We start from the raw sequence: 23488 nt of genomic DNA, 5'->3' as shown, positions 1-23488 counted from the left end.
TTTAAGAATTTATTTTGAGATGTATTTGTTACTTCTCAACTTGATTGGTATTATATTTTTATCTTTCTAGAAAATTGATAAAATGAACCCAAAATTCTTGTTTTTCATCTTGTTAGGTCTTCTACTCAAGTCGACTTATGCTCAAGACAAGTGTTCTAAAATTGATCATTATTTAAGTCAGGCTCCTGAGTTCAATAGTATTCAAAACTTAATTGATGAGCTTGTTTTATTGGAAGATTATAAAAGTGCTCTGTATTTTATTGAGCAACAAAGGTTACTGAATCCAAATGAAATGTCTGATACCAATGAAAAACTCTATCAAGAAATTAAAAGGAAATTAGATCAATCTAAAGATTGTGGATGCGATTTTAAATTAGGCAATTATCAAGCGGCAAACGGCCCTCAAGGTGCAGATGCTACTGCCTTTTATGAAGATAATGACGGTAATTATTGGATGGGTACAGGTTCCAGTGGCGGAGTTTATTTTTCATCCAATAAAGGTAAAAGTTGGAAAGTTAAAAACAATGGGATTGGACCTTGGCACATTGTAGATTTTTTGTTTGAAAAGGACACTTTGTACATCCAGGTAAATAATATGCCTGTAGATATTGATGGTAAACCAAGAATCTATGCATACCACAAGTCTGAGGACAGATGGGCATTTGTAGATGGTGCTATCGAACGAAATCCGGAATACTGTGTAGGAAGAGCCGGTGAAATTTATTTAAAAATGATTCAGAACAATAGTGATCCTTTTTTGAATAAGTCTGCTAACCTTAACTATACAGACAATTTTAATTCCCAATATTCTTATTCCACTGAATCATATTATTGGCAAAGATCTGTAAACCCTGAGTTTGGATTTGTGCCTTACTATTATGAAAAAGGAAGGCGAGTTTTTGGATACATTGAATCTACACCTGAAATGGCTCAACTCAATCATAATTTCCCTAGAGATATGTTCACTCTTCCAAGAGGGAATCAATACACTTTAAAAGATGATTCAAAACTGCTTTTGTCTAAAAGTGGATTGTACCAGGTGGAGAATATGAAAGAAATATCACCATTAAGTATGTCCGGAGTAGTGGCAACAGATGTACGCCAGTTAGTGAACAATAATGGCGTTTTATATGCCCTGGTAAATGAGGCAGATATTTGGCAATACAAAAAAGGAAAGTGGAAAAAAGTGTTTGATGCATATCAACATCACATTAAAATGGATGATCCAATTTCGAGAACAGGATATGATACTAAAGAACTCAACCTTCAAAAAGATGGGTCGATATTATTTTCATTCTGTGGAAAATTATGGGAGCTTTCAAGCAGTGGAAAGGCAAAAGCAATTAGTATTGATTTTTCTAAAATTGAGAGTAAGTATCTTGATCCAAGAGTAATAATTGAATCTTCAGGATATGATATGTCCGGAAACTTATATGTATTGATTCAATTGTATGACATTAAGAAAAAAGACAAAGACAAAATGTTTCCGGAGCCCTATTTCTCATACCAAATGATATGCAAGGTTGTGGATGGGAAAGCAGAATTGTTTGATGATTCAAAGAACTATTACAACTGCCTTTTTAATGATAAAAATGGCTTGTTATGGGTTTCAGGTGATGGAGTATATACTATAGGTGAAGGAAGTGTCTCGCAAGATATTTTACACGGCTACTCAAATGGATACATGAATAGGTATTGCTTTTTGGATAATGGAGATTTTCTTCATTTTAATCAAAAAGGAGTATGGAAATGGCTTTCTGAAAGAAGACGTTGGGATAGAATAATTACGCAACCACCACCTCATGGTGCTGCATGTGTTGCTTCAGATGCTGATGGCACAGTTTATATCGGGACCGGAGATTTGTATTCTCACGGTTGTGGTGAATCTCCTGTAGAAGGTAAATCATCAGGTATCTATAAATGGGATGGAGATAATTGGGTGCCAATATTAGGGAATCCTAATCCATGGACTTATGCTATGGTTCCATCTGAAAAGAATGGTTTGGCCATTGGCACAGGAGGAAGTGGTGTTGTATTTTTAAAATCAAAGTAAGATGAAAGCAGTTATTTTATTCATTTCAACATTAATTGCCTCACTTGGATTTTCACAAGGTCAACTTCCGGATGGGGCTAAAAGAGTAAATGTTCCTTTCTCAACCTTTATTCATTTTGTGAAAGATGGAAAAATGGGGTTAGCTTATGAAGAACCCGATCTCAATACGGTAGAAGTTTTGGTTGAACCTATTTATGATTTTGTGGCTTATATCCCATCTGCTGATTTTGTTGTGGGAGCTAAAGACAAACAGTTCGAAATTATTTGGTTAGGAAATACTACTGCTTCAATTGATAAAGCCGGAAGTCAATTTGAATTTTGTTCGTTGAGAAAATCTGCTGAAATGGATTTCATGTATGGTGAAATTGTAACAGATTATACCAGAATGATCAGACTAGATGGGGAGAAATATTACAAATTACTCATGAATGATGATCAGGTAAAATGGGAGAAAGATGAAAATTTGCGCAGATTGCCATATTTCATGAAGCGAAAATTCAAAATGGAATATGCAACAGATGGAAACGTAATAGTTCATTATGATTTGAGATCTGATATTCCTGTTCCGCTAATGAGCCAAGAATTCAAAAATCAAGACTCTATTGATGCAGACGGCAATACTGTTTACCCTGAACAAAATGAGTTCTATGCTTCGGTATATGATGTCAAACAGCAAAAATGGCTGAATTCAAACAAGTACTTAAATATAGTGGAGCTTGAAAATGGTTATGGTGTTTGCTCAAATAGGGAAAGAGTGGTGGAATATGAATACTATTATTCCAATGAAAATGGTTTTATTGGAATGATGGATAAATCCGGTAATGAAATCATCAAACCTAAATTGGCAACTTCGTTTTCTAAACAGGATTCTTTGTTGTTTTTACCTAAGGGTGCCAAGTTCTTTGATAATTTATCTGATTCACAGATTTATTTTCAAGTCAATGGAAAAATGGGGATTAATGAATTTGATCTTAATAATCTTCAGTTTGATCGTGGTCTTGAGGCTAAGTACGACTATGTGGCTAAATCAGAATTGTTAGAGCAATATATTACGTTTAATAATGGCAAGTTTGAGATAATTCTTCCTGAAAGTTATTATGAAAATATTCCGCTTCCGGTTACTCCTCGAAAGTCTATAAAGATGTACGCCACTAAATATGGTCCATCTTATGTAGAAATAGATAATGCAAACATCTATTACTTAGATGAAGTATATGACGATTTTTATGAAGAGCCGTTAGACAGAAAATGGATCAAAATGGAAGAAATTCCGGAGGATACAAAAATTGATCGAACTGAAATTTATGAGTTGATCAATAATCAATTGTTGGTTTCAATTAATACGCATACCGGATTCAGACCAGTTCAGAGTTTGATGTGGTATGGTGAAGATTCTATTGACAATGATGGGAACGTAGTTTATGAATCTGACGGAGTTCAAAAGGCAGGATTTTTTGATTTAGCTAAGAAAAATTGGACAGGAGAAACTTACAGTTATCTTGAGTCTATTCCTACCGGTTATATGTTTAAAAAAGGTTATGATTCAAAAAACTCAGACCAAACAGGTATGTATGGAATTATGACCAAAGATAAGAAGGTGTTGGTGCAGCCATTGTATTATAAAATTGTACAACAAGATGGAATTTATTTGTGCTACGGAGCTAACTTTTCAGTGGCATATGATGCAAGTGGTAAAGAAATTTTTAAACCGGAAAATTATGGAGAGTTTCAATATTATGACGGATATTTCTTTTCTCCTTCAATTGAGGTATACGGTGAATCCTACAATGAATTTACAGGCGATTATATTTCAGCGGGGAAAGTTGCAACGCCTTTATTATTAAAAGATAGAAGCGGTAGGAATATTGCATTACCAGCTGGAGTTCAAGGTTCGGCTCTACTTAAAAACGGTAAGTTGTTAATTCATAAAGAGGAAGATAATCAAGTGCGTTATGGTTTTTTTGATTTGAAAACAAAACGAATCATTACAGAACCAAAATATGATCTAATTGCTTTTCCAACAGGTCCTAATCAAGATAAGTTTTGGCTTTCTGAAAAAGACAGTGAATTTGAATTGTATCAATTGGGAAGTTCACTTACCAAAATACCCAATACTAATTTTGATGGTATGAAACGATTCTATAAAAATCCTAGAGGAGAAAATAAGAATCTGTACACAATTATGAATAACAATTTAGAAGGAATAGTTACTCTTCAGGGTGATATATTGCTAAAACCTGAATATGTCATTGTTGACAAGCCTTTCATGTATAGTCCTGATTTAAATACTGTAATTATTCAAAAAAATAATAAGTATGGCTTATATGATATAACCAATAGAAAAATGATGCTGGAATGTATTTATGATACTATTGCGGTAGATGGTTCCCAAATTGCCGCAAGAAAAAATGGAAAGTTTGGCGTGATTATGAGTACAGATATTAGAAGCAATGGTGCATTCAAATGGACGTTGGACTTTCAATATGATGGTATTCCATTCAAATATTATTCAAACTATTACAAATTAAGAAAAGATGATAAAGTTGGATTGATGACCATTGATTCAAAAAAGTTGATTCCAATTGAATATCAAAATATCTACATCTTAAGAAATGATTTTTGGGAAGAAAATCACGAATGGGATACGCTTTGGGTTGTTGAAAATAGAGAGGAAGATGAGAAAAAGCAAATTGGACTTTATTTGAATGATATAAAATTGTTGGATGCGGAATTTCAAAAATTTGAAGTGATTGATGGAAGGTATATTAGAGTATCTAAAGGTGATATAGATCCTGACAGACCTTATTCTCCAAGATTATTCAATCCTATTTACGGTATCTATGATTTGAAAAATCTAGAAATGACTATTCCTTGTGAAATGACAGATATGCAGGCCGTAGACCCGAACAATGGAGTTTATTGGTTTGAGAAGGATAGTGTTTACAAAATGTATGATCTTCAGGGAGTTCAAAAAGGAACTATATCATTCCCTAAAATTGAAACTTATCTTGGCTACAATAGAAATGAGTGGATAGTTGGTACTGAAAATGGATATGGAATCTATGCATTAAATGAGAGCAAGTTTGTTTTGGAAGATAAATACGATTCAATTAATTATTTCCACAAGAACAGTTCTTTTGTTAAGGTTGCGCTGAATGGAAAAGTTGGTTTACTAAATCCTTTCAAAAACAAAGAAATCATTCCAATTGCTTTTGACAGTTTGAGTTTATCAAAAGGAAAACTTTCTGCTTATAATGGGGAGTACACCTCTCTTTACGCTATTGATGACGAAAAAGCAGAATTGGTTTATGAAAATATTAAAGTATTGGAGATATTCCAAAATTCCATGTTCTATGAGAAAGACGGTGAAAGGTTTATATATAGTTATGCTAGCGGAGAGCATCACGCATTTGATTTTGATGAAATAAACGAAACGGAAGAAGGAAATTTTATCATTCTTAAAAATGGTAAATATGGATTGATTAATAAAAGTGGTGATAAAGTAATTGCAGAACCTATTTACGATAAAATCAAATTGCAGAAGAATGGTGATTATGTGATTGAGCTCAACGAGAAGTATGGATTGCTAGGGTCACAAGGTGATTCACTTATAATAGAACCACAATATGACTTAATTAAGTTTGCAGGTTATAACAACTATATCATAGGCAATTTTAAAAGTTGGGGATATTTAGACAAAACACCATTGGTTGGATTAGTAAGCAGTGATGGAGAAGTTTTACTTAAACCGGAATTTCAATTAGAGCCGGATGGAGATAAAGGATTTATTTTTAAAAATGCCGAAAAAACCTATTGGCTGAACTATAAAGGCAGATTGGAAGAAATTGAAGAGTAGTTGCAATATTAATTTTTCACAAAAAGTCGGCCTTTTTCAACATTTTGTCGTTTAACTGATCATTAAAGAGTAACTTTGCTTTCCGATTATAAACCAGGAAAACAATCTAATGGAAAAAAGACCTGCAGTACTTGTTCTAGCTGATGGAACAGTTTTCAAAGGAAACGCAGTAGGAAAGATCGGAACGACAACCGGAGAAATTGCATTCAACACAGGAATGACCGGTTATCAAGAAGTGTTTACAGATCCATCTTATCACCGTCAAATTTTAGTAATGACAACTTCACACATAGGAAACTATGGTGTGCACGAAGATGAAATTGAGTCTGAAAGCATTAAAATTTCGGGCTTAGTTACAAAAAAATTCTCACCTAACTTTTCAAGACCAGCCGCATTTGATTCTCTTCAAAACTATATGGAGAGAGACAAAGTAGTTGGAATTTCTGATATTGATACCAGAGCTTTGGTAAGACATATTAGAAATGCCGGAGCAATGAATGCAATCATTTCTTCAGAGAATTTAGATGTAGACAGTTTAAAAGAAGAATTGAAAAAAGTTCCTTCTATGGATGGTCTTGAGCTATCTTCTGAAGTTTCTTGTACTACACCTTATACAATGGGAGATGAAAATGCTGAGGTAAAAGTGGCATTATTAGATCTGGGTGTAAAAAAGAACATTGCAAGATGTCTTGCTGAGAGAGGATGTTACGTAAAGATCTTCCCAATGAATTCTTCAGTTGAAGATATGATGGCATTTAATCCTGATGGATTTATGTTGTCAAATGGCCCTGGAGATCCTTCAGCAATGCCTGAAACAGTTGAATTAGTAAAACAGATTGTTAATACAGGAATTCCTGCTTTTGGAATTTGTTTAGGTCATCAGGTATTGGCATTAAGTCAAGGTTTGCAAACTGAAAAAATGCACAACGGCCACAGAGGTATTAATCATCCTATTAAAAACCTGATTACCGGTAAAGGTGAAATTACATCTCAAAATCATGGCTTTGTTGTAAGTCACGAATCAGTAGAAGCAAACCCTGAAGTGGAATTAACACATATCCATCTAAATGACAATACTGTTGCTGGTATCCGCCTTAAAAATAAAAAGGTGTTTTCAGTACAATATCACCCTGAAGCATCTGCCGGTCCTCATGATTCAAGATACTTATTTGATGAGTTTGTAGAAAACATGACAGCTGTTAAGGTTTAATAAAGAGAATAGATTTTTGACATTAGAATTTAGACTAATGCACAATTTTAGAGAATTAAATATTTGGAAGAAATCAAAGGATTTGAGTAAAGAGATTATTCTGGTTTCTAAAAACTTCTCTGATGAGTACAAGTATAGTTTGTCATCCCAAATAGTTCGAAGTGCGGTTTCAGTTCCATCCAATATTGCTGAAGGGGCAGGGAGAAGTTCAACTAAAGATTTTCAACGGTATTTGGATATTGCCCAAGGGTCGGCTTGTGAATTAGAGAATCAGTTAATAATTGCATATGAGATTGATTTGCTAAGTTCAGATCAACATGAATTTTATATTGAAAAATTAAATGAAATTCAAAAAATGATTCGGGGATTTAGGAATTCATTAGATTAAATTCCTTGAAGTCAATAGTAGAAAATTAAATTTGTAAAAATAAATTAAGGTTTAAAGGTTTAATTTGATCATAGACAATAATCCAATTAGAATTGTCTAACGTCTAAAATCTAAGATCTAATATCTATCAAAAAATGAGCGTAATAAGCGAAGTAATAGCCCGCCAAATCCTCGATTCAAGAGGTAATCCAACTTTAGAAGTAGAGGTGTTTACCTCTAATGGTGTGATGGGTAGAGCTGCAGTTCCTTCAGGAGCTTCTACCGGAATCCATGAAGCTGTTGAGCTACGAGACAATGATCCCATGTTTTATATGGGAAAAGGAGTTCAAAATGCCGTTAATAATGTAAACTCTGTATTGCAAGAAGCTTTACAAGGACAGTACATCTTTGATCAGGTTGCGCTGGATAATTACATGATGGCAATTGACGGAACAGAGAATAAATCAAAATTGGGAGCTAATGCAATTTTGGGAGTTTCTTTGGCAATTGCAAAAGCTGCAGCTGCTCAATGTGGACAACAATTGTACAGATACGTTGGTGGAGTAGGAGCAAATACACTGCCTGTTCCAATGATGAATATCTTGAATGGTGGTTCTCATGCAGACAACAAAATTGATATTCAAGAATTCATGATTATGCCTTTTGGAGCAAATTCTTTCTCTGAAGGTTTAAGAATGGGAACTGAAGTATTTCATCACCTAAAAGCTGTTTTGAAAGACAAAGGACATTCAACTAATGTTGGAGACGAAGGTGGTTTTGCACCAAATTTAGGTTCTAATGAAGAAGCGATTGAAGTTGTATTACAAGCAATTGAAAAAGCTGGTTATAAGCCGGGAGAAGATATTTACATTGCATTAGATGCTGCTTCTTCTGAGTTTTATAAAGATGGAAGTTATGTTTTTGAATCAACTGGAGATAAAAGAACAGCTTCTGAAATGGTAGATTTTTGGAAAGATTGGACTAATAAGTATCCGATTGTTTCTATTGAAGACGGTTTAGCAGAAGATGATTGGGATGGATGGAAATTGCTTACAGATGCAATTGGTAAAAAAGTGCAAATTGTAGGTGATGATTTATTCGTAACAAACACCAAAAGACTAAAACAAGGAATTGATCAGGGAATTGCAAATTCAATTTTGATTAAAGTAAATCAAATTGGAACTTTATCTGAAACAATTGAAGCTGTAAACATGGCTACTAAAAACAGTTATACATCTGTTATGAGTCATAGATCAGGAGAAACTGAAGACAGCACAATTGCAGATTTAGCGGTTGCATTAAATACAGGACAAATTAAAACTGGTTCTGCATCTAGATCAGATCGTATCGCTAAATACAATCAGTTATTGAGAATTGAAGAAGATTTGGGACAAATGGCTTATTATCCCGGTAAAGATTTCAAATTCATATAATTGACTATTGAATAAATTTTGAAACGTTCCCTCAATTATTTGGGGGAACGTTTTTTTTAATACCACTTTTATGGTATTCTAATCTGGATTTATTCTAAATAATAACACTCTTGTTATCTTTGCGCCTGCATGAAATTATCAGACCTTAAAAAAGAATCTGCAGGAATCATTAAAAAGGTTGAAGACAGTGAAATAGCTGTTAAACTCCTTGAATTCGGTATTATACCTGGAGCAACGATTACTGTTATTTCTAAGGCTCCTTTCAATGGACCTATTTATGTTCAGGTAGATGATAATTTAATTGCATTAAGAAGAACAGAAGCAGATTTCATACTCCTCGAATAGTTGAAAGATCTCATAAATAAAAGAGTTGCCCTCATAGGAAATCCTAATCTTGGGAAAACTACATTGTTTAACGCATTGTGTGGTTTAAGGCAAAAAACGGGTAATTATCCGGGAGTGACGGTTGATAAGAAAACTGGCTATGCTTATCATAAAGATTACAAGTTTGAAATTATAGACCTGCCGGGAGTTAACAGTTTATTTCCTTCATCCAAGGATGAGGAGTTGGTAGTTGAATACCTTGCAAATACTGTAAAAGAAGAGTTTCCGGATTGCCTTTTGGTAATGGCTTCAGCCCTTAATTTAAAGAGAAGCTTGTACCTGGTTGATCAAGTCCGAGACTTGAATAAGCCAATTGTATTAGCCGTGAACATGATTAAAAATGCTGAGAAAAAAGGCATTTTTATTGATGTTGATGAATTGAGCAAATCATTGGGTATTCCGGTAGTAGCAATTGATGCTAAATCTGAAGACGGCTTAACTACGCTAAAAGAGCAACTAAGTAATCCTTGTGTAATTGAAGCGCGACCACAACATTATTTGGATGAAGAAACAGATGAGTTATTGTCTGCCTTTATGAAAAATAATGAGGTAGAAGATAAGTACCATGCTTTCTTAAAGATAACCAATGCTCATTTTTCTGAAGATGAGAACACTTTACAATTCATTGAAAAAAATGATGTAAAAACTGGTCAATGGAAAAAGAAAGAAGCCATTTTAAGGTATAAATTCCTGGCTGATGTTGTCAATAAAGCTGTCACAATAGATAAAACAAAGGCCAAAGATTTTACCTCAAGAGCAGATAGAATTTTGGTCCATCCTTTTTGGGGATACGTAATTTTTGCAACCATTCTCTTTAGTATTTTTCAAGCTATCTTTTTACTGGCAGCTATTCCAATGGAGTGGATTGATGAATCATTTGCCAATTTATCTGACTTTTTTGTACGTGTTTTGCCAGAAGGATATCTCTCTGATCTATTTTCAAAAGGCGTAATTCCTGGGATTGGTGGCGTTGTGATTTTTGTGCCGCAAATTGCCATATTGTTTTTTCTTTTTGCCTTGTTGGAGGAATCTGGATATATGCAAAGAATCGTCTTTTTAATGGATCGATTAATGCAGAAATTTGGGATGAGCGGAAAAAGTGTCGTTCCTATGATTTCTGGGATGGCTTGTGCTGTTCCTGCAATTATGTCAGCCAGAACTATTGAAAATAAAAAAGAACGTTTAATCACGATTTTGATTACTCCTTTAATGACGTGTTCTGCCCGTATTCCGGTTTACGTCATCATTATTGCACTCATCATTCCGGATGATCTGTTTATTGGAATCTTTCATGCACAAGGTCTGGCATTAATGGCCATGTATTTTTTAGGAATAATAATGACGCTGGTTGTGGCATTTGTGCTAAAATTCATTTTGAAGTCAGATTATAAAAGTGTTTTGGTGATTGATTTACCGGAGTATCTTTTTCCTTCAGTAAGAACAGTATTTATTTCTGTTTGGACCAATGTCAAATCCTTTTTGTGGGATGCAGGAAAGATCATTTTGGCGGCCAGTGTGGTTTTGTTTGTATTGGCTACAAATGGAGGAGAGAAGTTTCAAAAAGCAGAAGAGTATGTTCCAATGCAAGGTGTTGGGATGACAGTTGAAGAACAAGAGCAATATGTAGCTTCTTTTCAATTGCAACATTCTTACTTGGGTCAAATGGGACAGGCAATAGAACCTGCTATTGAACCATTAGGATATGATTGGAAAATAGGTATTGCTATCATTTCTTCATTAGCAGCAAGAGAAGTGTTTGTAGGGACAATCTCAACTATTTATGCTATTGATTCAGAAGAAACAATGTCTATAAGAGATAGATTAAGAAGTCAAAAAAATAAAGATGGCTCTGCCGTATTTACCTTGGCTACATGTATTTCACTTTTGCTGTTTTATGCTTTTGCTTTGCAATGTTTAAGTACGGTAGCCGTCACATATAAAGAAACCAAGTCGTTTAAATGGACCGCAATTCAATTTTTATATATGGGATTGTTGGCTTATTTTTCGGCTTTAATAGCATATCAACTACTTAAATAATGGATATCCAACACTTCATAGTATACAGCTTATTTGCTTTATCCATTGTCTATTTGGGATACAGATTGTATAAGTCTCGAATTAAAAAAAACAAGAATACTGCCTGCAACAGTAATTGTGGTTGTCACTAAGCTGGCTGGTGAGGATCGTCTAGCAGATCAAAAACGGTTTTAACCGGACTAAAACATTCGCTTTTTATCTCATAAAACAAGGTCAGCCATTCAGCCATTGCACCATTCCATAATCCCGGTTGTTCAATGTATTGAATGTCCATTCCTTCTTGAGATTTCTGAACAATAAAGTACTGAGATTCATCAACAAATTTCAGCAAATCAAATTTTTGTCCTTTGTAATCTTTAGTCGCACAAACCAATTCAACAGGATTAAAATGAGTAGCATCCTCCATTAATTTGATTTGTTCAGCATCATCAGAAATCTGAGATTTCTCGATTATTTGTCTATTAATACCACTGGCAGTTTTCACCCAAAAAGGTCCTCCACCGGGAGCTCCCTCGTTTTTTACCATCCCACAAACCCGTATTGGCCTGTTTAAAGCAGCAAATGCTTTGGTAGGATCTTCCAGTATTTCATTAACTAAGCGCAAATCATATTTCAAATTTAAATGTGCTATTTGGTTTTGAAAATCCCCATTGGTTTCTATCAGTTTCAAAATCTCATGAACTTTACTTTGAAAATCAAGTAATGCCCCACTAAGCCATTTTCTAGTTTGAACAGATTGTCCGCTTCTACTTTTGTGTTGGATGTTATCTATATTTCTTATCAGAATTAAATCAGCATCAATCTTGTTGAGGTTGTTAATCAATGTTCCATGTCCTGCAGGTCTTCTGATAATATTACCTTTTTCATCTTTGGCAACAGATAAATCTATGGTGAAAGCTATTGCATTGGTATCAGGGTCCTGCTCAGAAAATTCAAAGCTGTTATCAATAGACTGTAATGATTTAATCGCCTTAATATCCTTCTCAATCTGATCTTCAAATTCTTTGTTAATGGTAAAATGAAATTTGGCTAACTCATTAACAATATCTTTTCCTTGTAATAAATGCTCTTGAAAAGGATTGGTGATGAATTCTTCATATTTGTGAAAAGGAATCAAACCTTTTGGTAAAGCACCAACATTTAGCCCCTTATCTGTCAATAAAAATGAAATAATTTCTTCGTCTTTTGTATGTTGATCTAATTCAGAATTGAATTGATTTTTTAGTAAATCGAAAAAAGCGAACTGATTTAAATGATCTCTTAATTTGTTTGCAGCATTTGCAAAATCTAACTGCTTTGGTTTAATTAAAAATCCATATAAATCCTTAAACATTCTGGAACCTGAACCACTGGCAGGAACAAAAAAGCAAATGTCTAAATCCGCCATTTTGGATTCAAAAAGTGCAGTGACTTCAGCTATCTCCTGATCATTGATAGATATTATACCATTGTTTAAAGTACAAGCTTCAACAAGGTTGATTTTTGGATTGCCTTGTTCAATTTTTTTTCGTGCTGAATTTATCTGCTCTTCCAAAATGAGTTAATTTCGTTCGTGGAGGTCAAAATTATAAGTTTTTGGCAGAGAAAGGAATTGATTAAAGCCTATTTTAAATATAAAACCAAAGCCGTTAATGCACATGGAATTCATTCGCCATTTGTATTTGAGTTTTATAATCAAGTAATTAAAAAGGCCAAGTTTGTTGAAGACAAAGAAATACAAAAGGTTTATCAATCCTTTAGATCTTCAAAAGAGGTAATTGAAGTTACGGACTTAGGTGCCGGTTCAAGGGTGTCTAAAAGCAATAAAAGAAAACTTGCAGAAATAGCAAAAATTCAATCCATAGAACCTAAATATGGAAAGCTGTTGAGCAGAATTATTGCCTATTACAAATTAAAAAACTGTATTGAACTAGGAACATCTTTAGGAATTGGCACAGCTTATTTGGCCCAAAACGCTCAAAAAGTTTATTCCATTGAAGGATGTCCGAATATTGCTCAAAAGGCAGCTTCACATTTGAGTAAAATGAATAATGTAGTTCAAAAACAAGGAGATTTTGCTGCTATTTTACCTAGTTTATTGAATGAAATAGAGGAATTGGATCTTGTATATATTGATGGTAACCACAGATATCAAGCTACATTGGATTATTTCAACATGATATTAGAAAAAGCGCACAACAATACTTTTATTGTATTTGATGATATTAATTGGAGCGAAGAAATGCGAAAAGCATGGGATGAAATCTGTGTTGATGATAGAATTAATGTAAGCATGGAGTTTTTTAGGATGGGTATTGTACTAAAGAGAAAAGAGCAGGTAAAGCAACATTTTGTTTTAAAGTATTAGTGATGAAAATATTGTTTTGGATACTGCTGGTATTGAATATACTTGGACAAATCGTTTTTAGATATGTCAACAATTATTTTGCGAAGATTAAAAATCCACCTAAATCCACTACATACTATCCTTTTAAAACAGTAATAGATCTTTTACCAAAAAAGCAAAAAGTAATTGAGAATATTGATAATGAAAGTTATTCCAGATCTAATCAATTGAAAATGATAAAGTGGAACCGAATTGGTATTTTAGTATGGTTGGTTAGTTTACTGGCGATTACTGCAATCCTGGTTTATTGGGCAGTTTTAGTATTGAGTAAATTTGGAGATTAATAAAAGCAGATTATAGTACTATGAAGATATATACAAAGAAAGGTGATCAAGGAAAAACAGGATTAATTGGAGGAACCAGAGTGCCCAAGTATGCTTTGAGGATAGACGCCTACGGTACTGTTGATGAGTTGAATTCATACATGGGCTTATTAAGAGATACAACAGTGAACGAACAGTTTAAAGAAGAGATTATTTTTATTCAGGACCGTTTATTTACTTTGGGTTCATGGTTGGCATCAGATCCTGAAAAATCAAAAATGTCATTGCCTGAGCTTCACGAGTCGGATATTGAAAGATTGGAAAAATCAATTGACAAAATGGATGAAGAGTTGGAGCCAATGAAATTCTTTGTTTTACCGGGAGGTCATCAAAATGTATCTTTTTGCCATATCGCGCGTTGTGTTTGTAGAAGAGCAGAAAGGTTAGTGGTAGAATTGAATGAAAATCAGCCGCAAAATCCTATCATTTTAGCCTTTCTTAACCGATTGAGTGACTATTTATTTGTCTATAGCAGATATTTAACAATGAAGTTAAAGGCAGAAGAAATCCCTTGGAAACCCAATAAATAGAGGTTTTTTAAAGAATTGTGTGCATTTTTTTTGCAAAAAACTTGTATTTATAGATAAAAAAATATTCTTTTGCGGAAAAGTAAAACGATAAACTATGTATTGGACGTTGGAATTGGCTTCATATCTTGAAGATGCTCCATGGCCGGCAGCTAAGGACGAGTTGATCGACTATGCCATGCGTACTGGAGCGCCATTAGAAGTGGTGGAAAATTTGCAGGAGATCGAGGACGAAGGAGAGATTTACGAAAGTATTGAGGAGATTTGGCCGGATTATCCTACAAAAGAAGATTTTTTCTTCAATGAGGATGAGTATTAAAGATTAACAAAAATCGAATAAAAATCCCACCCGTATTATCGGTGGGATTTTTTGTTTTTGTCTATTTCTGCCGCTTTTTACCAATTATGGCAGTCTTTTTTTTCCTTTTTTCCCAATATTCAAAAAGCTTATACGTCTCTATGTTTTAATGCGACAATTTGTCGGGTTTATGCTAAATGGTATAATTTCTGTCATTTTTTGTTCACAATTGGGCGATTACCAAAACAAACCCATTATTTTTACAAATCCATTTTTTACAAGGAAAAGATGTTAAACATATTCAAGAAAGTAGTAGGAAGTAAATCAAAGAAAGACGATAAGATATTTCAACCTTATGTAGATCTGGTAAAATCTCACGAAGCAAGTATTAAATCGTTATCTAATGATGAGCTGAGAGGTAAGACAATTTGGTTTCAGGATCAAATAAAAAAAGCAACTCAAGCTTTAGAAGATGAAATCACTTCACTGACTCAAAAAGTAGAAGATAATCCGCAAATGGATTTTCAAGAAAAAGAAGATATCTACACTAAAGTTGATAAACTTAAAAAAGAAGTAGATGTTGAAATTGAGAAAGTATTAGAAAACATCCTTCCTGAGGCTTTTGCTGTTGTTAAAGAAACAGCTTTCAGATTTGCAAACAATACTGAAATTACTGTAACTGCTTCAGAATATGATAAAGAATTAGCCGCTCAAAAAGACTTTGTAACAATAAATGGTGATCAGGCAACATATGCTAATTCATGGAATGCTGCGGGTGCAGAAATTACCTGGAACATGGTTCACTATGACGTACAGTTATATGGTGGTACAGTGTTGCACAAAGGAAATATTGCGGAAATGCAAACGGGTGAAGGTAAAACATTGGTAGCTACATTACCTGTTTACCTTAATGCTCTTTCTGGTAAAGGAGTTCATGTGGTAACAGTGAATGATTACCTGGCAAAACGTGACTCTGAATGGATGGGACCTTTGTACCAGTTTCATGGCTTAACGGTGGATTGTATCGATAAACATTCGCCAAACAGTCCTGGAAGAAAAGCGGCTTACCGTGCAAATATTACATTCGGCACTAATAATGAGTTTGGTTTTGATTATTTGAGAGATAACATGTCTTCTGATCCTGAGCAGATTGTACAACATAAACATCACTTTGCTATTATAGATGAGGTGGATTCGGTATTGATTGATGACGCGCGTACACCTTTGATTATTTCAGGGCCTACAGCCGGAGGAGATAAGCATGAGTTTAATGAACTAAAACCTAAGATTGAGAAAGTAGTAAGTGCTCAAAGAAAATTAATCAATGATCTACTAATTACCGCTAAAAAGAAATTGGCAGGATTAGAGAGCGGTGATATAGATAAAGAAACGCTACAGGAAGGTTCAGATGCCTTGTTGAGATGTTATAGAGGTTTGCCAAAAAACAAAGCGCTTATCAAATTTTTATCTGAGCCGGGAATCAGAGCTCAATTACAAAAAACTGAGAATTACTATTTACAAGATAGAGAAAGAGAAATGCCTAAAATTGATAAGGAGTTATTTTTCGTTATCAATGAAAAGCACAATCAAATTGATTTAACTGAAAAAGGGATTGATTTGTTGGCTGAAGGTGAAGATGCAAACTACTATATCCTTCCTGACATTGCGACTGAGATGAACGATATTGAAAAATCGGGTATCGATCGTAAAGACATGTTGAAGAAAAAGGATGAATTAGTATCAGATTATAAAATCAAATCTGAAAGAATTCATTCAATGAACCAATTGTTAAAAGCATATACACTTTTTGAAAAAGAGGTAGAATATGTATTGATGGAAGGAAAGGTTAAAATCGTTGATGAGCAAACCGGTCGTATCATGGACGGAAGAAGATATTCTGACGGTTTACACCAGGCGATTGAAGCAAAAGAAAATGTAACGGTTGAGGCTGCTACACAAACATATGCAACAGTAACGCTTCAAAACTTCTTTAGAATGTACCATAAATTGTCAGGGATGACGGGTACAGCAGAAACTGAAGCACAAGAGATGTGGGATATCTACAAATTAGATGTTGTTGTAATCCCTACTAACAAACCAATTTCGCGTAAAGATGAGCAAGATTTGGTTTTCAAAACGCAAAGAGAAAAATTCAATGCTGTTATTGAAGAGGTGAACAAGTTGGTTGATGCCGGAAGACCTGTTTTGGTAGGTACAACTACAGTAGAGATTTCTGAGTTGTTGAGTAAAATGTTGCGCATGAGAGGAATTCCTCATAATGTATTGAACGCGAAACAACATCAAAAAGAGTCTGAGATTGTTGCAGAGGCAGGACAAGCAGGAAAAGTAACCATTGCTACCAATATGGCAGGTCGTGGTACAGATATTAAATTATCCAAAGAAGTTATTGATGCCGGAGGTTTAGCGATCATAGGTACTGAGCGTCACGATTCAAGACGTGTAGATAGACAGTTAAGAGGTCGTGCCGGTCGTCAGGGAGATCCGGGATCTTCTCAATTCTTTGTGTCTTTGGAAGATGATTTGATGAGAAAATTTGGTTCAGAGCGTATTGCTAAGATAATGGACCGAATGGGATATAAAGAAGGAGAGGTGATCCAACATTCAATGATTACTAAATCAATTGAAAGAGCACAAAAGAAAGTAGAAGAAAATGCTTTTGGTGTTCGTAAGAGATTGTTAGAGTATGATGACGTAATGAATGCGCAACGTAATGCTATCTACAAGAAAAGAAGAAATGCATTATTTGGCGATAGATTAGAATTGGATGTTTCTAACATGTTCTATGATGTAGTAGAAGAAATTATAAACGATCACTATCCTGCAAAAGATTTTGAATCATTTGAGATTGATTTGGTGCAGTACTTGAGAATTGAGTCTCCTGTTTCAAGAGAAGAGTTTGAAAGTGGAAACCCAAATGTACTGATGGATACTGTGTATGATGCTGCAATTGCCGCTTACAATGAGAAATCTGAACAGTTAATTAAATTGGCAAAACCTGTTATTGAGCAAGTGCATAATAACGAATCTGAGTACAAGCAAATCGCTTTCCCTATCACAGATGGTGAAAAGTCAATTAATTGTGTAATTGACTTAGAGAAAGCTTATAAATCAGAAGGTAAGATGCTTAAAAAGCAGATTGAGAAAGTAATCACCTTAGGATTTATAGACAATGAGTGGAAAGAGCATTTGAGAAAAATGGATGACTTGAGAACAGCTGTTCAACACGCATCTATTGAGCAAAAAGATCCATTGGTAATCTACAAAAAGGAATCTTATGATTTGTTCAGAGATATGCTTGGTAAGATGAGTAAGGAGGTAGTTGGATTTTTGAGCAAAGGGATGTTGCCTAATCAAGCTCAACCTGTGCAACAAAAGGCGGTTGGAAATGAGTTTGGCCAAAGTGCTTATCAAAATGCATCTGAACATCATGAAACAGAAGAGTTTCAAGGAAGTGAAGGATATGAAGAAGCAATGGCTAATTCAGGTAATCATCAAAATCGTCCACCTAAGAAACAACCGATTACAACAGCACCTAAAATTGGAAGAAACGATAAAGTTGAAATCCGAAATATGCAAACAGGTGAAACCAGAGTTGTAAAGTTTAAACAAGCTGAACCATTACTTAAATCCGGACAATGGATGATTGTAAAACAAGAAGCTTAAAAGATTAAATCAATTATATTAAAATGCTCGTTAAACAACGAGCATTTTTTTTGTACTCTATACTTTAATTGATAAATTCAAAACGTAATTTCTTTTTAACTGCATGACTTTCAATTACAAATACGGATTATTGTTCTCAATAATTTTGATTATTGAAATCCTAATTGCGTTATATGTACATGACCAATTTGTGCGTCCATTTTTAGGAGATGTATTGGTGGTTATTTTATTATATGCATTTTTAAAAACCTTTTTGAAAGTACCTCCTGCTCAAACTGCTATAGCCGTTTTAGTTTTTGCGGTATCCGTTGAGATTATGCAATATTTTTCATTAGCAGACCGATTAGGTTTGTCAGGCAATAAGTTTGCAGCCGTGATCATTGGCAGTACTTTTGATTGGTTGGATTTACTGGCTTACGTGATTAGTTTTAAGATTATCCTTTACGCAGAATTTAAGAGAATAACTTCAAGGTCTTAATCCTGCGCACTCAACCATTCTACAGCATTTTTTTCGTTATCAAAAATTTTAATTTTTACAGGAGTTTTGTAAAAACGTCTGATAAAATTGGCCATTATTTTGTGTGGTAGTGAATGAACGACAATAGCCTGACACTTAATCACACTTTTCCCCTGTGGACTATTGGCAAAGTCGCGTGTTTCTTTAGAAACAGAGGCATTGTCTCCAGGAACAATTAAAGCTTTGGCTGGCAGATATTCTGGCTTTGACAACAAAAGCCTAAATTCTTCCATGGCGTCTTCAATTTCAACATGAGCGTCTTCCTTAATGTTGATTTTTACAATACCACCTTGCTTAAATTCATATATAGATTTGTTCAGTTCGACGACCTCTCCACAGAGATCTTCAATTTCTATTAACATCAAAAGGGAATAAAATTTAAGTGGGCGAAAGTAAGGAATTTTAATTCCATTCTTTATCAGATCTGTAAACAGTTCCTTTAAAATGTGCTACAATCTTGTTATCTTGATTGAATACTTGTCAATGAGTTATTCACGTTGCATAAGCCACTTCAAAGCATCTGTTTCAGCAGTAAATGCTTTAATAGGCATTGGAACGTTGTAAATTTTTGAAATAAAATTTGCTGCCATTTTTTCTGCAAAAGTTCTGACAACAAGTGCTTCAGCTTTTATCATGCAAGTACTTTCAGGAGAATTAGCATAATCTTTGGCTTCTTTAGAAATTTTAACTTTCGAACCGGAAATAATCATTACTTTAATTGGGAGCAGATGAGATTTTTCACGAAGAAGATACTGCCTTTCTTTTATTGTATCCGCTAACTCAATATGAGAGTTGTCTTTGATACGGATGATAACAATATTATCTTCTCTAAAGTAGAAGTTGGTATTCTTAAATTCTATAGTATCAAGTGACTGCAAAGAATCTATAAACATGAGTATAAGTAGTAGAGTTTAATCGAATATAAAAAATTATTTCCACTCAATACTTGATCTATAGACAGTTCCTTTAAAATGTGCAACAATCTTGTTGTCTTGATTGTAAACGTCCATTTCATAAACTCCAATTTTACGACTCAAAGAAAGTTGTCTTGATTTAACCGTTAAAATATCTCCTTCATTTACTTGTGCTAGATGAGAAATTGAAGTTTCAATTGACATAGATCGCATTCCGTGTGAATTTGAAGAAAATGCTAGTGCGCTATCAGCTAATGAATAGGTGATTCCGCCATGTGTTACACCAAAGCCATTGGTCATTTCTTTGCGAACAGTCATCTTTAATGAAACTGCTCCGGCTGTGTAATCTAAGACGGTAATTCCAAGCCACTGACTCATTTCGTCAGACGCCATCATTTTGTCAATAATCTCTTTGGGCAAAAGTGCCATTAGAATGTATCTACGGGAGTAATGTTAAATTGAATGTCCGAGAAAAGTAATTTAAATTCTTCTCCGGCTTCTTTCATGTCCTCATCATCTGATTCAAAGAACCAATTCACAACTAAATCAGTTTTTTCTTTAATCATTCTTAAGTCTTTGATCAAATTTCTAATGATAAGTGTTGAACTTGTATTGAAATACTCCAGGTGCAAATCCAAAGCAGTTTTGGCAGCCGGAGAAACACGATAATCTTCAATCGCCTTGATCAGGGGATGATAGAACTCATGGGGATCTTCTGGAATAGAAATTCCCTTGATCGAAATGTGTCCTGCACTCTCATCCATGTGAATAGAAGGAGTTTTTACTGATGCTTCAATGTTTACTGACATTGTAGTCGATTATTTTTTCGTTTGTCTATTTTACCCTAATTTACCACTAATTGTTACAAAATGGGATATAGAATTATCTGAAATTAGATAAAATTTCGACAAACCCGTGAAATTTACAGTCTAAGTTATGTAGCTGCATTCATCAATCCAATCATGGACGTAGTAACGATAAATAGTTGAGTTTGAGTATCCTCGTCTAAAACAATACCGTCAGAATCTTCAGACTCAATCTCTTCTGTCATGAAATTGAGTAGATTATGCTGATTGATTAAATCTTGAAGCGGTTCAAAGTCTTCATTCTTGTTTAATTCATCCAAAGCCATCACAAAAGGATCTTGAAATTCCTCTATCATTTCATCCGTGATGGTTTTTAAAGTGATGCCTTGCTGATAAAAAGCTTCATACACTAAAGCGAAATAATAAATAGAAAAAACATTCAGATCTTCATTTTCATACTCGTATCCTGCAGCTAGAATATAATTTACAAGCGCTTCTTGTTTTAAGGTATAGGTTTCAATCAACCTGTCTAATCCGTCTTCATCTAATTGATCAACCTTTTTTAAAGCTTTGGCAATACTTTCAACACTTACTTGAGGCATGAGTTTCGTCTGTTTATTTTACTTATTTTTAAATCATTATAGGCGCGACAAATCTAGTGAATTATTGTGTGGATTTGTCTTAAAATCTGAAGTACATGGCATATTTTACAAAAGACTATTTTGATTTTTTTAAGGAGTTAGCAGCTAACAATCACAAAGATTGGTTTGATGAAAACAGAAAAAGATATCATACATCTGTTAAAGAACCTTTTGATGTCTTTGTTGGTGATCTTATAAGTGAAGTAAAACAAAGAGATAAAGCCGTTGATATCGCTCCCAAAGATGCTATTTTCAGAATCAACCGTGATATCAGATTTTCAAACGATAAAACACCTTATAAATTAAACAGGTCTGCCATCATTTCACCTAAAGGAAGAAAGGATAAGTCTTTTCCAGGTTTGTACATTGAAATAGGACCGGAGTTTTGCAGGGTTTATGGAGGTGTTTATATGCCTGATAAGGAACAATTGTACGATATAAGAGAGACAATTAATAAAGATCCCAAAAAATTGCAAAAGCTGATTTCAGATAAAAGTTTTACTTCAGTTTTTGGAGAACTCAGAGGTGAGAAAAACAAAGTGATTCCTAAAGAATTTAAAGAGGTTGGAGCAGAATTCGACACCATTTATAATAAACAGTTCTACTGGTTTACAGAGATGAAACCGGAGCAAGCATTAAAAGACGACTTTATGAAAAATGTAGTAAAGGCTTATGAGGCTAATAAAGCTGTAATGGACTATTTTAAAAATGCAATGAAGTAATATGAGATGGCCCTGGCTTGTCTTACTGTTGTTCGCTAAGCTGTCTATTGGGCAGAATTTACCTGCTACTGATTACAAAAATGTTGGTCTTCAAGATACCACAACGACAGATTTTACGGTGGTTGATTTTGGATTTGAAAGAGCTAAACAATCTAATGTGCTCAATAATGATGAATTGATTAAAACTATTTTGAATGATAATCAAAACGGCTTAATCATCTACTTTCCTTCAGGTGAATACAAATTTCAAAAACGAATTAAACTGCATTCCAATGTAGTTTTACGTGGAGAGGGATTGTCTTCCAAATTGGTGTTTGATTTAGATAAGGAGCAGGACTGTATTTTAGCTCAAGGGAAAATGGGAAGGGGAGGTGCCTCCTTAGTGGAAGATATCAATCAATACGATTCTACATGCATGGTGAAATCCTCAAAAGAGTTGAAAGAATCTTTCTTTTATTACATCATAGATAGAGATCAAAAATTGGTTCAATCTGATTGGTCAATCGGAAAAACAGGCCAGATTATTCAAATCAAGGCTATAAAGAACAAAAAGGTTATTACCAGCCCAATTCGAAGAACATTCAGATCATTTGACAATACAGACTTGATGGAAATGAATCCCATTGAAAATGTAGGTATAGAGAATTTGCAATTAGTAAATAATACAGAAACTCAACTACAAACTTCTAATATTCACTTTGAATATGCCGTCAATTGTTGGGTAGAAGGTGTATCCAGTCATTTGTGCAATTACTCGCATGTTTTATTTGATTTTTCATCAAATTGTGTTGTAGGACATTCAATTTTTAAAGGGGCTCACAATCATGGAAATGGAGGTAAGGCTTATGGTATAACCTTACAATTTGCCAGTGGTAATTGTATGATTGGTGATAATTTCCTGGTGAACTTAAGACATGCTATTCTATTGCAAGCAGGTGCAAACGGAAATGTAATTAGCATGAATCATATTCAGGATGCTTTATGGACCAATGTAAGATTGCCTGAAGATGCTGCTGGAGATATAGTGCTTCATGGTAATTATCCCTACGCTAATTTGATTCAGTGGAATCAATGTGATCAAATTGTAATTGATAATACACATGGTAGAAATGGACCTGATAATGTGATCTTTTCAAACAATATGCTGGGATACGGATTGTATGTACATAAAAAATCACCCGGACAGTTTGTGATTAATAATGTCATTGAAATCAATACATGGCCCAGAGGTAGATACAGAGTAAAAGGTGAACATTACGAGCAGTACAATACCGTAAATGGTAAGATAAAACCGAAAAAGACAACAAAATCCAATATTACTTTCTTGTAG

At 34.2% G+C, this 23488-nt stretch carries 22 protein-coding genes; 16 read left to right on the top strand and 6 right to left on the bottom strand.

Going from position 1 to position 23488, the window contains the following annotated elements:
- Window positions 1–82 precede the first annotated feature (82 nt).
- The 8 genes from K6119_RS06405 to K6119_RS19520 all read left to right on the top strand — a co-directional run bounded on the left by K6119_RS06405 (window position 83) and on the right by K6119_RS19520 (window position 11471).
- Window positions 83–2053: a two-component regulator propeller domain-containing protein gene (locus K6119_RS06405; protein WP_221836914.1), complete on the top strand. Its 1971-nt coding sequence runs from the start codon at window positions 83–85 to the stop codon at window positions 2051–2053.
- A 1-nt stretch (window position 2054) separates the two neighbouring features.
- Complete coding sequence (locus K6119_RS06400; RefSeq protein ID WP_221836910.1) at window positions 2055–5909, top strand: WG repeat-containing protein; 3855 nt, start codon at window positions 2055–2057, stop codon at window positions 5907–5909.
- A 109-nt stretch (window positions 5910–6018) separates the two neighbouring features.
- Window positions 6019–7119, top strand: a complete 1101-nt coding sequence (gene carA, locus K6119_RS06395) for a glutamine-hydrolyzing carbamoyl-phosphate synthase small subunit (protein WP_221836907.1) — start codon at window positions 6019–6021, stop codon at window positions 7117–7119.
- Between the two features lie 37 nt (window positions 7120–7156).
- The gene (locus K6119_RS06390) at window positions 7157–7507 is read left to right on the top strand and encodes a four helix bundle protein (protein ID WP_221836903.1); all 351 of its coding nucleotides are present in this window, start codon (window positions 7157–7159) and stop codon (window positions 7505–7507) included.
- A 134-nt stretch (window positions 7508–7641) separates the two neighbouring features.
- Window positions 7642–8919: a phosphopyruvate hydratase gene (eno, locus tag K6119_RS06385; RefSeq protein ID WP_221836900.1), complete on the top strand. Its 1278-nt coding sequence runs from the start codon at window positions 7642–7644 to the stop codon at window positions 8917–8919.
- A 129-nt stretch (window positions 8920–9048) separates the two neighbouring features.
- The gene (locus K6119_RS06380; protein ID WP_221836897.1) at window positions 9049–9264 is read left to right on the top strand and encodes a FeoA family protein; all 216 of its coding nucleotides are present in this window, start codon (window positions 9049–9051) and stop codon (window positions 9262–9264) included.
- Window positions 9265–11340 carry a ferrous iron transport protein B gene (gene feoB / locus K6119_RS06375; RefSeq protein ID WP_221836894.1) on the top strand — a complete coding sequence of 692 codons (2076 nt, stop codon included), beginning with the start codon at window positions 9265–9267 and terminating at the stop codon, window positions 11338–11340.
- Window positions 11340–11471: a FeoB-associated Cys-rich membrane protein gene (locus K6119_RS19520; RefSeq protein WP_221836892.1), complete on the top strand. Its 132-nt coding sequence runs from the start codon at window positions 11340–11342 to the stop codon at window positions 11469–11471. The genes feoB and K6119_RS19520 overlap by 1 nt, the downstream gene beginning before the upstream one ends.
- On the opposite strand, the gene K6119_RS06370 is transcribed toward K6119_RS19520, so the two are convergent.
- Entirely contained in the window at window positions 11468–12874 is a 1407-nt protein-coding gene (locus K6119_RS06370) for a DUF4301 family protein (RefSeq protein ID WP_221836887.1), read from the bottom strand. The two genes, K6119_RS19520 and K6119_RS06370, sit on opposite strands and share 4 nt — an antisense overlap.
- An 18-nt stretch (window positions 12875–12892) precedes the next feature.
- Here K6119_RS06370 and K6119_RS06365 point away from each other — a divergent pair, with 18 nt between their 5' ends.
- The 6 genes from K6119_RS06365 (at window position 12893) to K6119_RS06340 (ending at window position 19036) form a co-directional block, all read left to right on the top strand.
- Window positions 12893–13687, top strand: a complete 795-nt coding sequence (locus K6119_RS06365) for an O-methyltransferase (protein WP_221836878.1) — start codon at window positions 12893–12895, stop codon at window positions 13685–13687.
- A gap of 2 nt (window positions 13688–13689) precedes the next feature.
- Window positions 13690–14010 carry a hypothetical protein gene (locus tag K6119_RS06360; RefSeq protein WP_221836875.1) on the top strand — a complete coding sequence of 107 codons (321 nt, stop codon included), beginning with the start codon at window positions 13690–13692 and terminating at the stop codon, window positions 14008–14010.
- Window positions 14011–14030: 20 nt separating this feature from the next.
- Complete coding sequence (locus K6119_RS06355) at window positions 14031–14579, top strand: cob(I)yrinic acid a,c-diamide adenosyltransferase (RefSeq protein ID WP_221836872.1); 549 nt, start codon at window positions 14031–14033, stop codon at window positions 14577–14579.
- A gap of 94 nt (window positions 14580–14673) precedes the next feature.
- Window positions 14674–14895 carry a DUF2795 domain-containing protein gene (locus K6119_RS06350; RefSeq protein ID WP_221836870.1) on the top strand — a complete coding sequence of 74 codons (222 nt, stop codon included), beginning with the start codon at window positions 14674–14676 and terminating at the stop codon, window positions 14893–14895.
- Window positions 14896–15162: 267 nt separating this feature from the next.
- Window positions 15163–18558, top strand: coding sequence for a preprotein translocase subunit SecA (secA, locus tag K6119_RS06345; protein ID WP_221836867.1), 3396 nt, complete (start codon window positions 15163–15165; stop codon window positions 18556–18558).
- Window positions 18559–18661: 103 nt separating this feature from the next.
- On the top strand, window positions 18662–19036 hold the full coding sequence (locus K6119_RS06340) for a ribosomal maturation YjgA family protein (RefSeq protein WP_221836864.1): 375 nt from the start codon (window positions 18662–18664) through the stop codon (window positions 19034–19036).
- Here K6119_RS06340 and K6119_RS06335 read toward each other — a convergent pair.
- The 5 genes from K6119_RS06335 to K6119_RS06315 all read right to left on the bottom strand — a co-directional run bounded on the left by K6119_RS06335 (window position 19033) and on the right by K6119_RS06315 (window position 21397).
- Window positions 19033–19437, bottom strand: a complete 405-nt coding sequence (locus K6119_RS06335; RefSeq protein WP_221836861.1) for a DUF7793 family protein — start codon at window positions 19435–19437, stop codon at window positions 19033–19035. The genes K6119_RS06340 and K6119_RS06335 overlap by 4 nt on opposite strands.
- Window positions 19438–19563: 126 nt before the next feature.
- Window positions 19564–19968, bottom strand: coding sequence for a DUF7793 family protein (locus K6119_RS06330; RefSeq protein WP_221836859.1), 405 nt, complete (start codon window positions 19966–19968; stop codon window positions 19564–19566).
- Between the two features lie 36 nt (window positions 19969–20004).
- A complete protein-coding gene (locus tag K6119_RS06325; RefSeq protein WP_221836856.1) occupies window positions 20005–20418 on the bottom strand; it encodes a PaaI family thioesterase in 414 nt (137 codons plus the stop codon).
- A complete protein-coding gene (locus tag K6119_RS06320; RefSeq protein WP_221836853.1) occupies window positions 20418–20798 on the bottom strand; it encodes a DUF1987 domain-containing protein in 381 nt (126 codons plus the stop codon). The genes K6119_RS06325 and K6119_RS06320 overlap by 1 nt, the downstream gene beginning before the upstream one ends.
- A 125-nt stretch (window positions 20799–20923) precedes the next feature.
- Window positions 20924–21397: a hypothetical protein gene (locus K6119_RS06315; protein WP_221836849.1), complete on the bottom strand. Its 474-nt coding sequence runs from the start codon at window positions 21395–21397 to the stop codon at window positions 20924–20926.
- 95 nt (window positions 21398–21492) lie between these two features.
- Here K6119_RS06315 and K6119_RS06310 point away from each other — a divergent pair, with 95 nt between their 5' ends.
- Together K6119_RS06310 and K6119_RS06305 are read left to right on the top strand one after the other, a co-directional pair.
- Window positions 21493–22158 (top strand): DUF2461 domain-containing protein, encoded by a 666-nt coding sequence (locus K6119_RS06310; protein WP_221836846.1) that lies wholly within the window; start codon window positions 21493–21495, stop codon window positions 22156–22158.
- 1 nt (window position 22159) lies between these two features.
- Complete coding sequence (locus K6119_RS06305) at window positions 22160–23488, top strand: glycosyl hydrolase family 28-related protein (protein ID WP_221836843.1); 1329 nt, start codon at window positions 22160–22162, stop codon at window positions 23486–23488.

The sequence above is a fragment of the Paracrocinitomix mangrovi genome (assembly GCF_019740355.2).
Classification (GTDB): domain Bacteria; phylum Bacteroidota; class Bacteroidia; order Flavobacteriales_D; family Crocinitomicaceae; genus Paracrocinitomix; species Paracrocinitomix mangrovi.
The sequence above is the reverse complement of the archived record's forward strand: the minus strand, read 5'-3'. Positions and strand labels throughout refer to the sequence as shown.

Excerpts from the sequence above, each read along its gene's own strand:
- K6119_RS06405 (WP_221836914.1), top strand. The coding sequence starts at position 83 with ATGAACCCAAAATTCTTGTTTTTCATCTTGTTAGGTCTTCTACTCAAG.
- K6119_RS06400 (WP_221836910.1), top strand. The coding sequence starts at position 2,055 with ATGAAAGCAGTTATTTTATTCATTTCAACATTAATTGCCTCACTTGGA.
- carA (WP_221836907.1), top strand. The coding sequence starts at position 6,019 with ATGGAAAAAAGACCTGCAGTACTTGTTCTAGCTGATGGAACAGTTTTC.
- K6119_RS06390 (WP_221836903.1), top strand. The coding sequence starts at position 7,157 with ATGCACAATTTTAGAGAATTAAATATTTGGAAGAAATCAAAGGATTTG.
- eno (WP_221836900.1), top strand. The coding sequence starts at position 7,642 with ATGAGCGTAATAAGCGAAGTAATAGCCCGCCAAATCCTCGATTCAAGA.
- K6119_RS06380 (WP_221836897.1), top strand. The coding sequence starts at position 9,049 with ATGAAATTATCAGACCTTAAAAAAGAATCTGCAGGAATCATTAAAAAG.
- K6119_RS19520 (WP_221836892.1), top strand. The coding sequence starts at position 11,340 with ATGGATATCCAACACTTCATAGTATACAGCTTATTTGCTTTATCCATT.
- K6119_RS06360 (WP_221836875.1), top strand. The coding sequence starts at position 13,690 with ATGAAAATATTGTTTTGGATACTGCTGGTATTGAATATACTTGGACAA.
- K6119_RS06355 (WP_221836872.1), top strand. The coding sequence starts at position 14,031 with ATGAAGATATATACAAAGAAAGGTGATCAAGGAAAAACAGGATTAATT.
- K6119_RS06350 (WP_221836870.1), top strand. The coding sequence starts at position 14,674 with ATGTATTGGACGTTGGAATTGGCTTCATATCTTGAAGATGCTCCATGG.
- secA (WP_221836867.1), top strand. The coding sequence starts at position 15,163 with ATGTTAAACATATTCAAGAAAGTAGTAGGAAGTAAATCAAAGAAAGAC.
- K6119_RS06340 (WP_221836864.1), top strand. The coding sequence starts at position 18,662 with ATGACTTTCAATTACAAATACGGATTATTGTTCTCAATAATTTTGATT.
- K6119_RS06335 (WP_221836861.1), bottom strand. The coding sequence starts at position 19,437 with ATGTTAATAGAAATTGAAGATCTCTGTGGAGAGGTCGTCGAACTGAAC.
- K6119_RS06330 (WP_221836859.1), bottom strand. The coding sequence starts at position 19,968 with ATGTTTATAGATTCTTTGCAGTCACTTGATACTATAGAATTTAAGAAT.
- K6119_RS06325 (WP_221836856.1), bottom strand. The coding sequence starts at position 20,418 with ATGGCACTTTTGCCCAAAGAGATTATTGACAAAATGATGGCGTCTGAC.
- K6119_RS06320 (WP_221836853.1), bottom strand. The coding sequence starts at position 20,798 with ATGTCAGTAAACATTGAAGCATCAGTAAAAACTCCTTCTATTCACATG.
- K6119_RS06315 (WP_221836849.1), bottom strand. The coding sequence starts at position 21,397 with ATGCCTCAAGTAAGTGTTGAAAGTATTGCCAAAGCTTTAAAAAAGGTT.
- K6119_RS06310 (WP_221836846.1), top strand. The coding sequence starts at position 21,493 with ATGGCATATTTTACAAAAGACTATTTTGATTTTTTTAAGGAGTTAGCA.
- K6119_RS06305 (WP_221836843.1), top strand. The coding sequence starts at position 22,160 with ATGAGATGGCCCTGGCTTGTCTTACTGTTGTTCGCTAAGCTGTCTATT.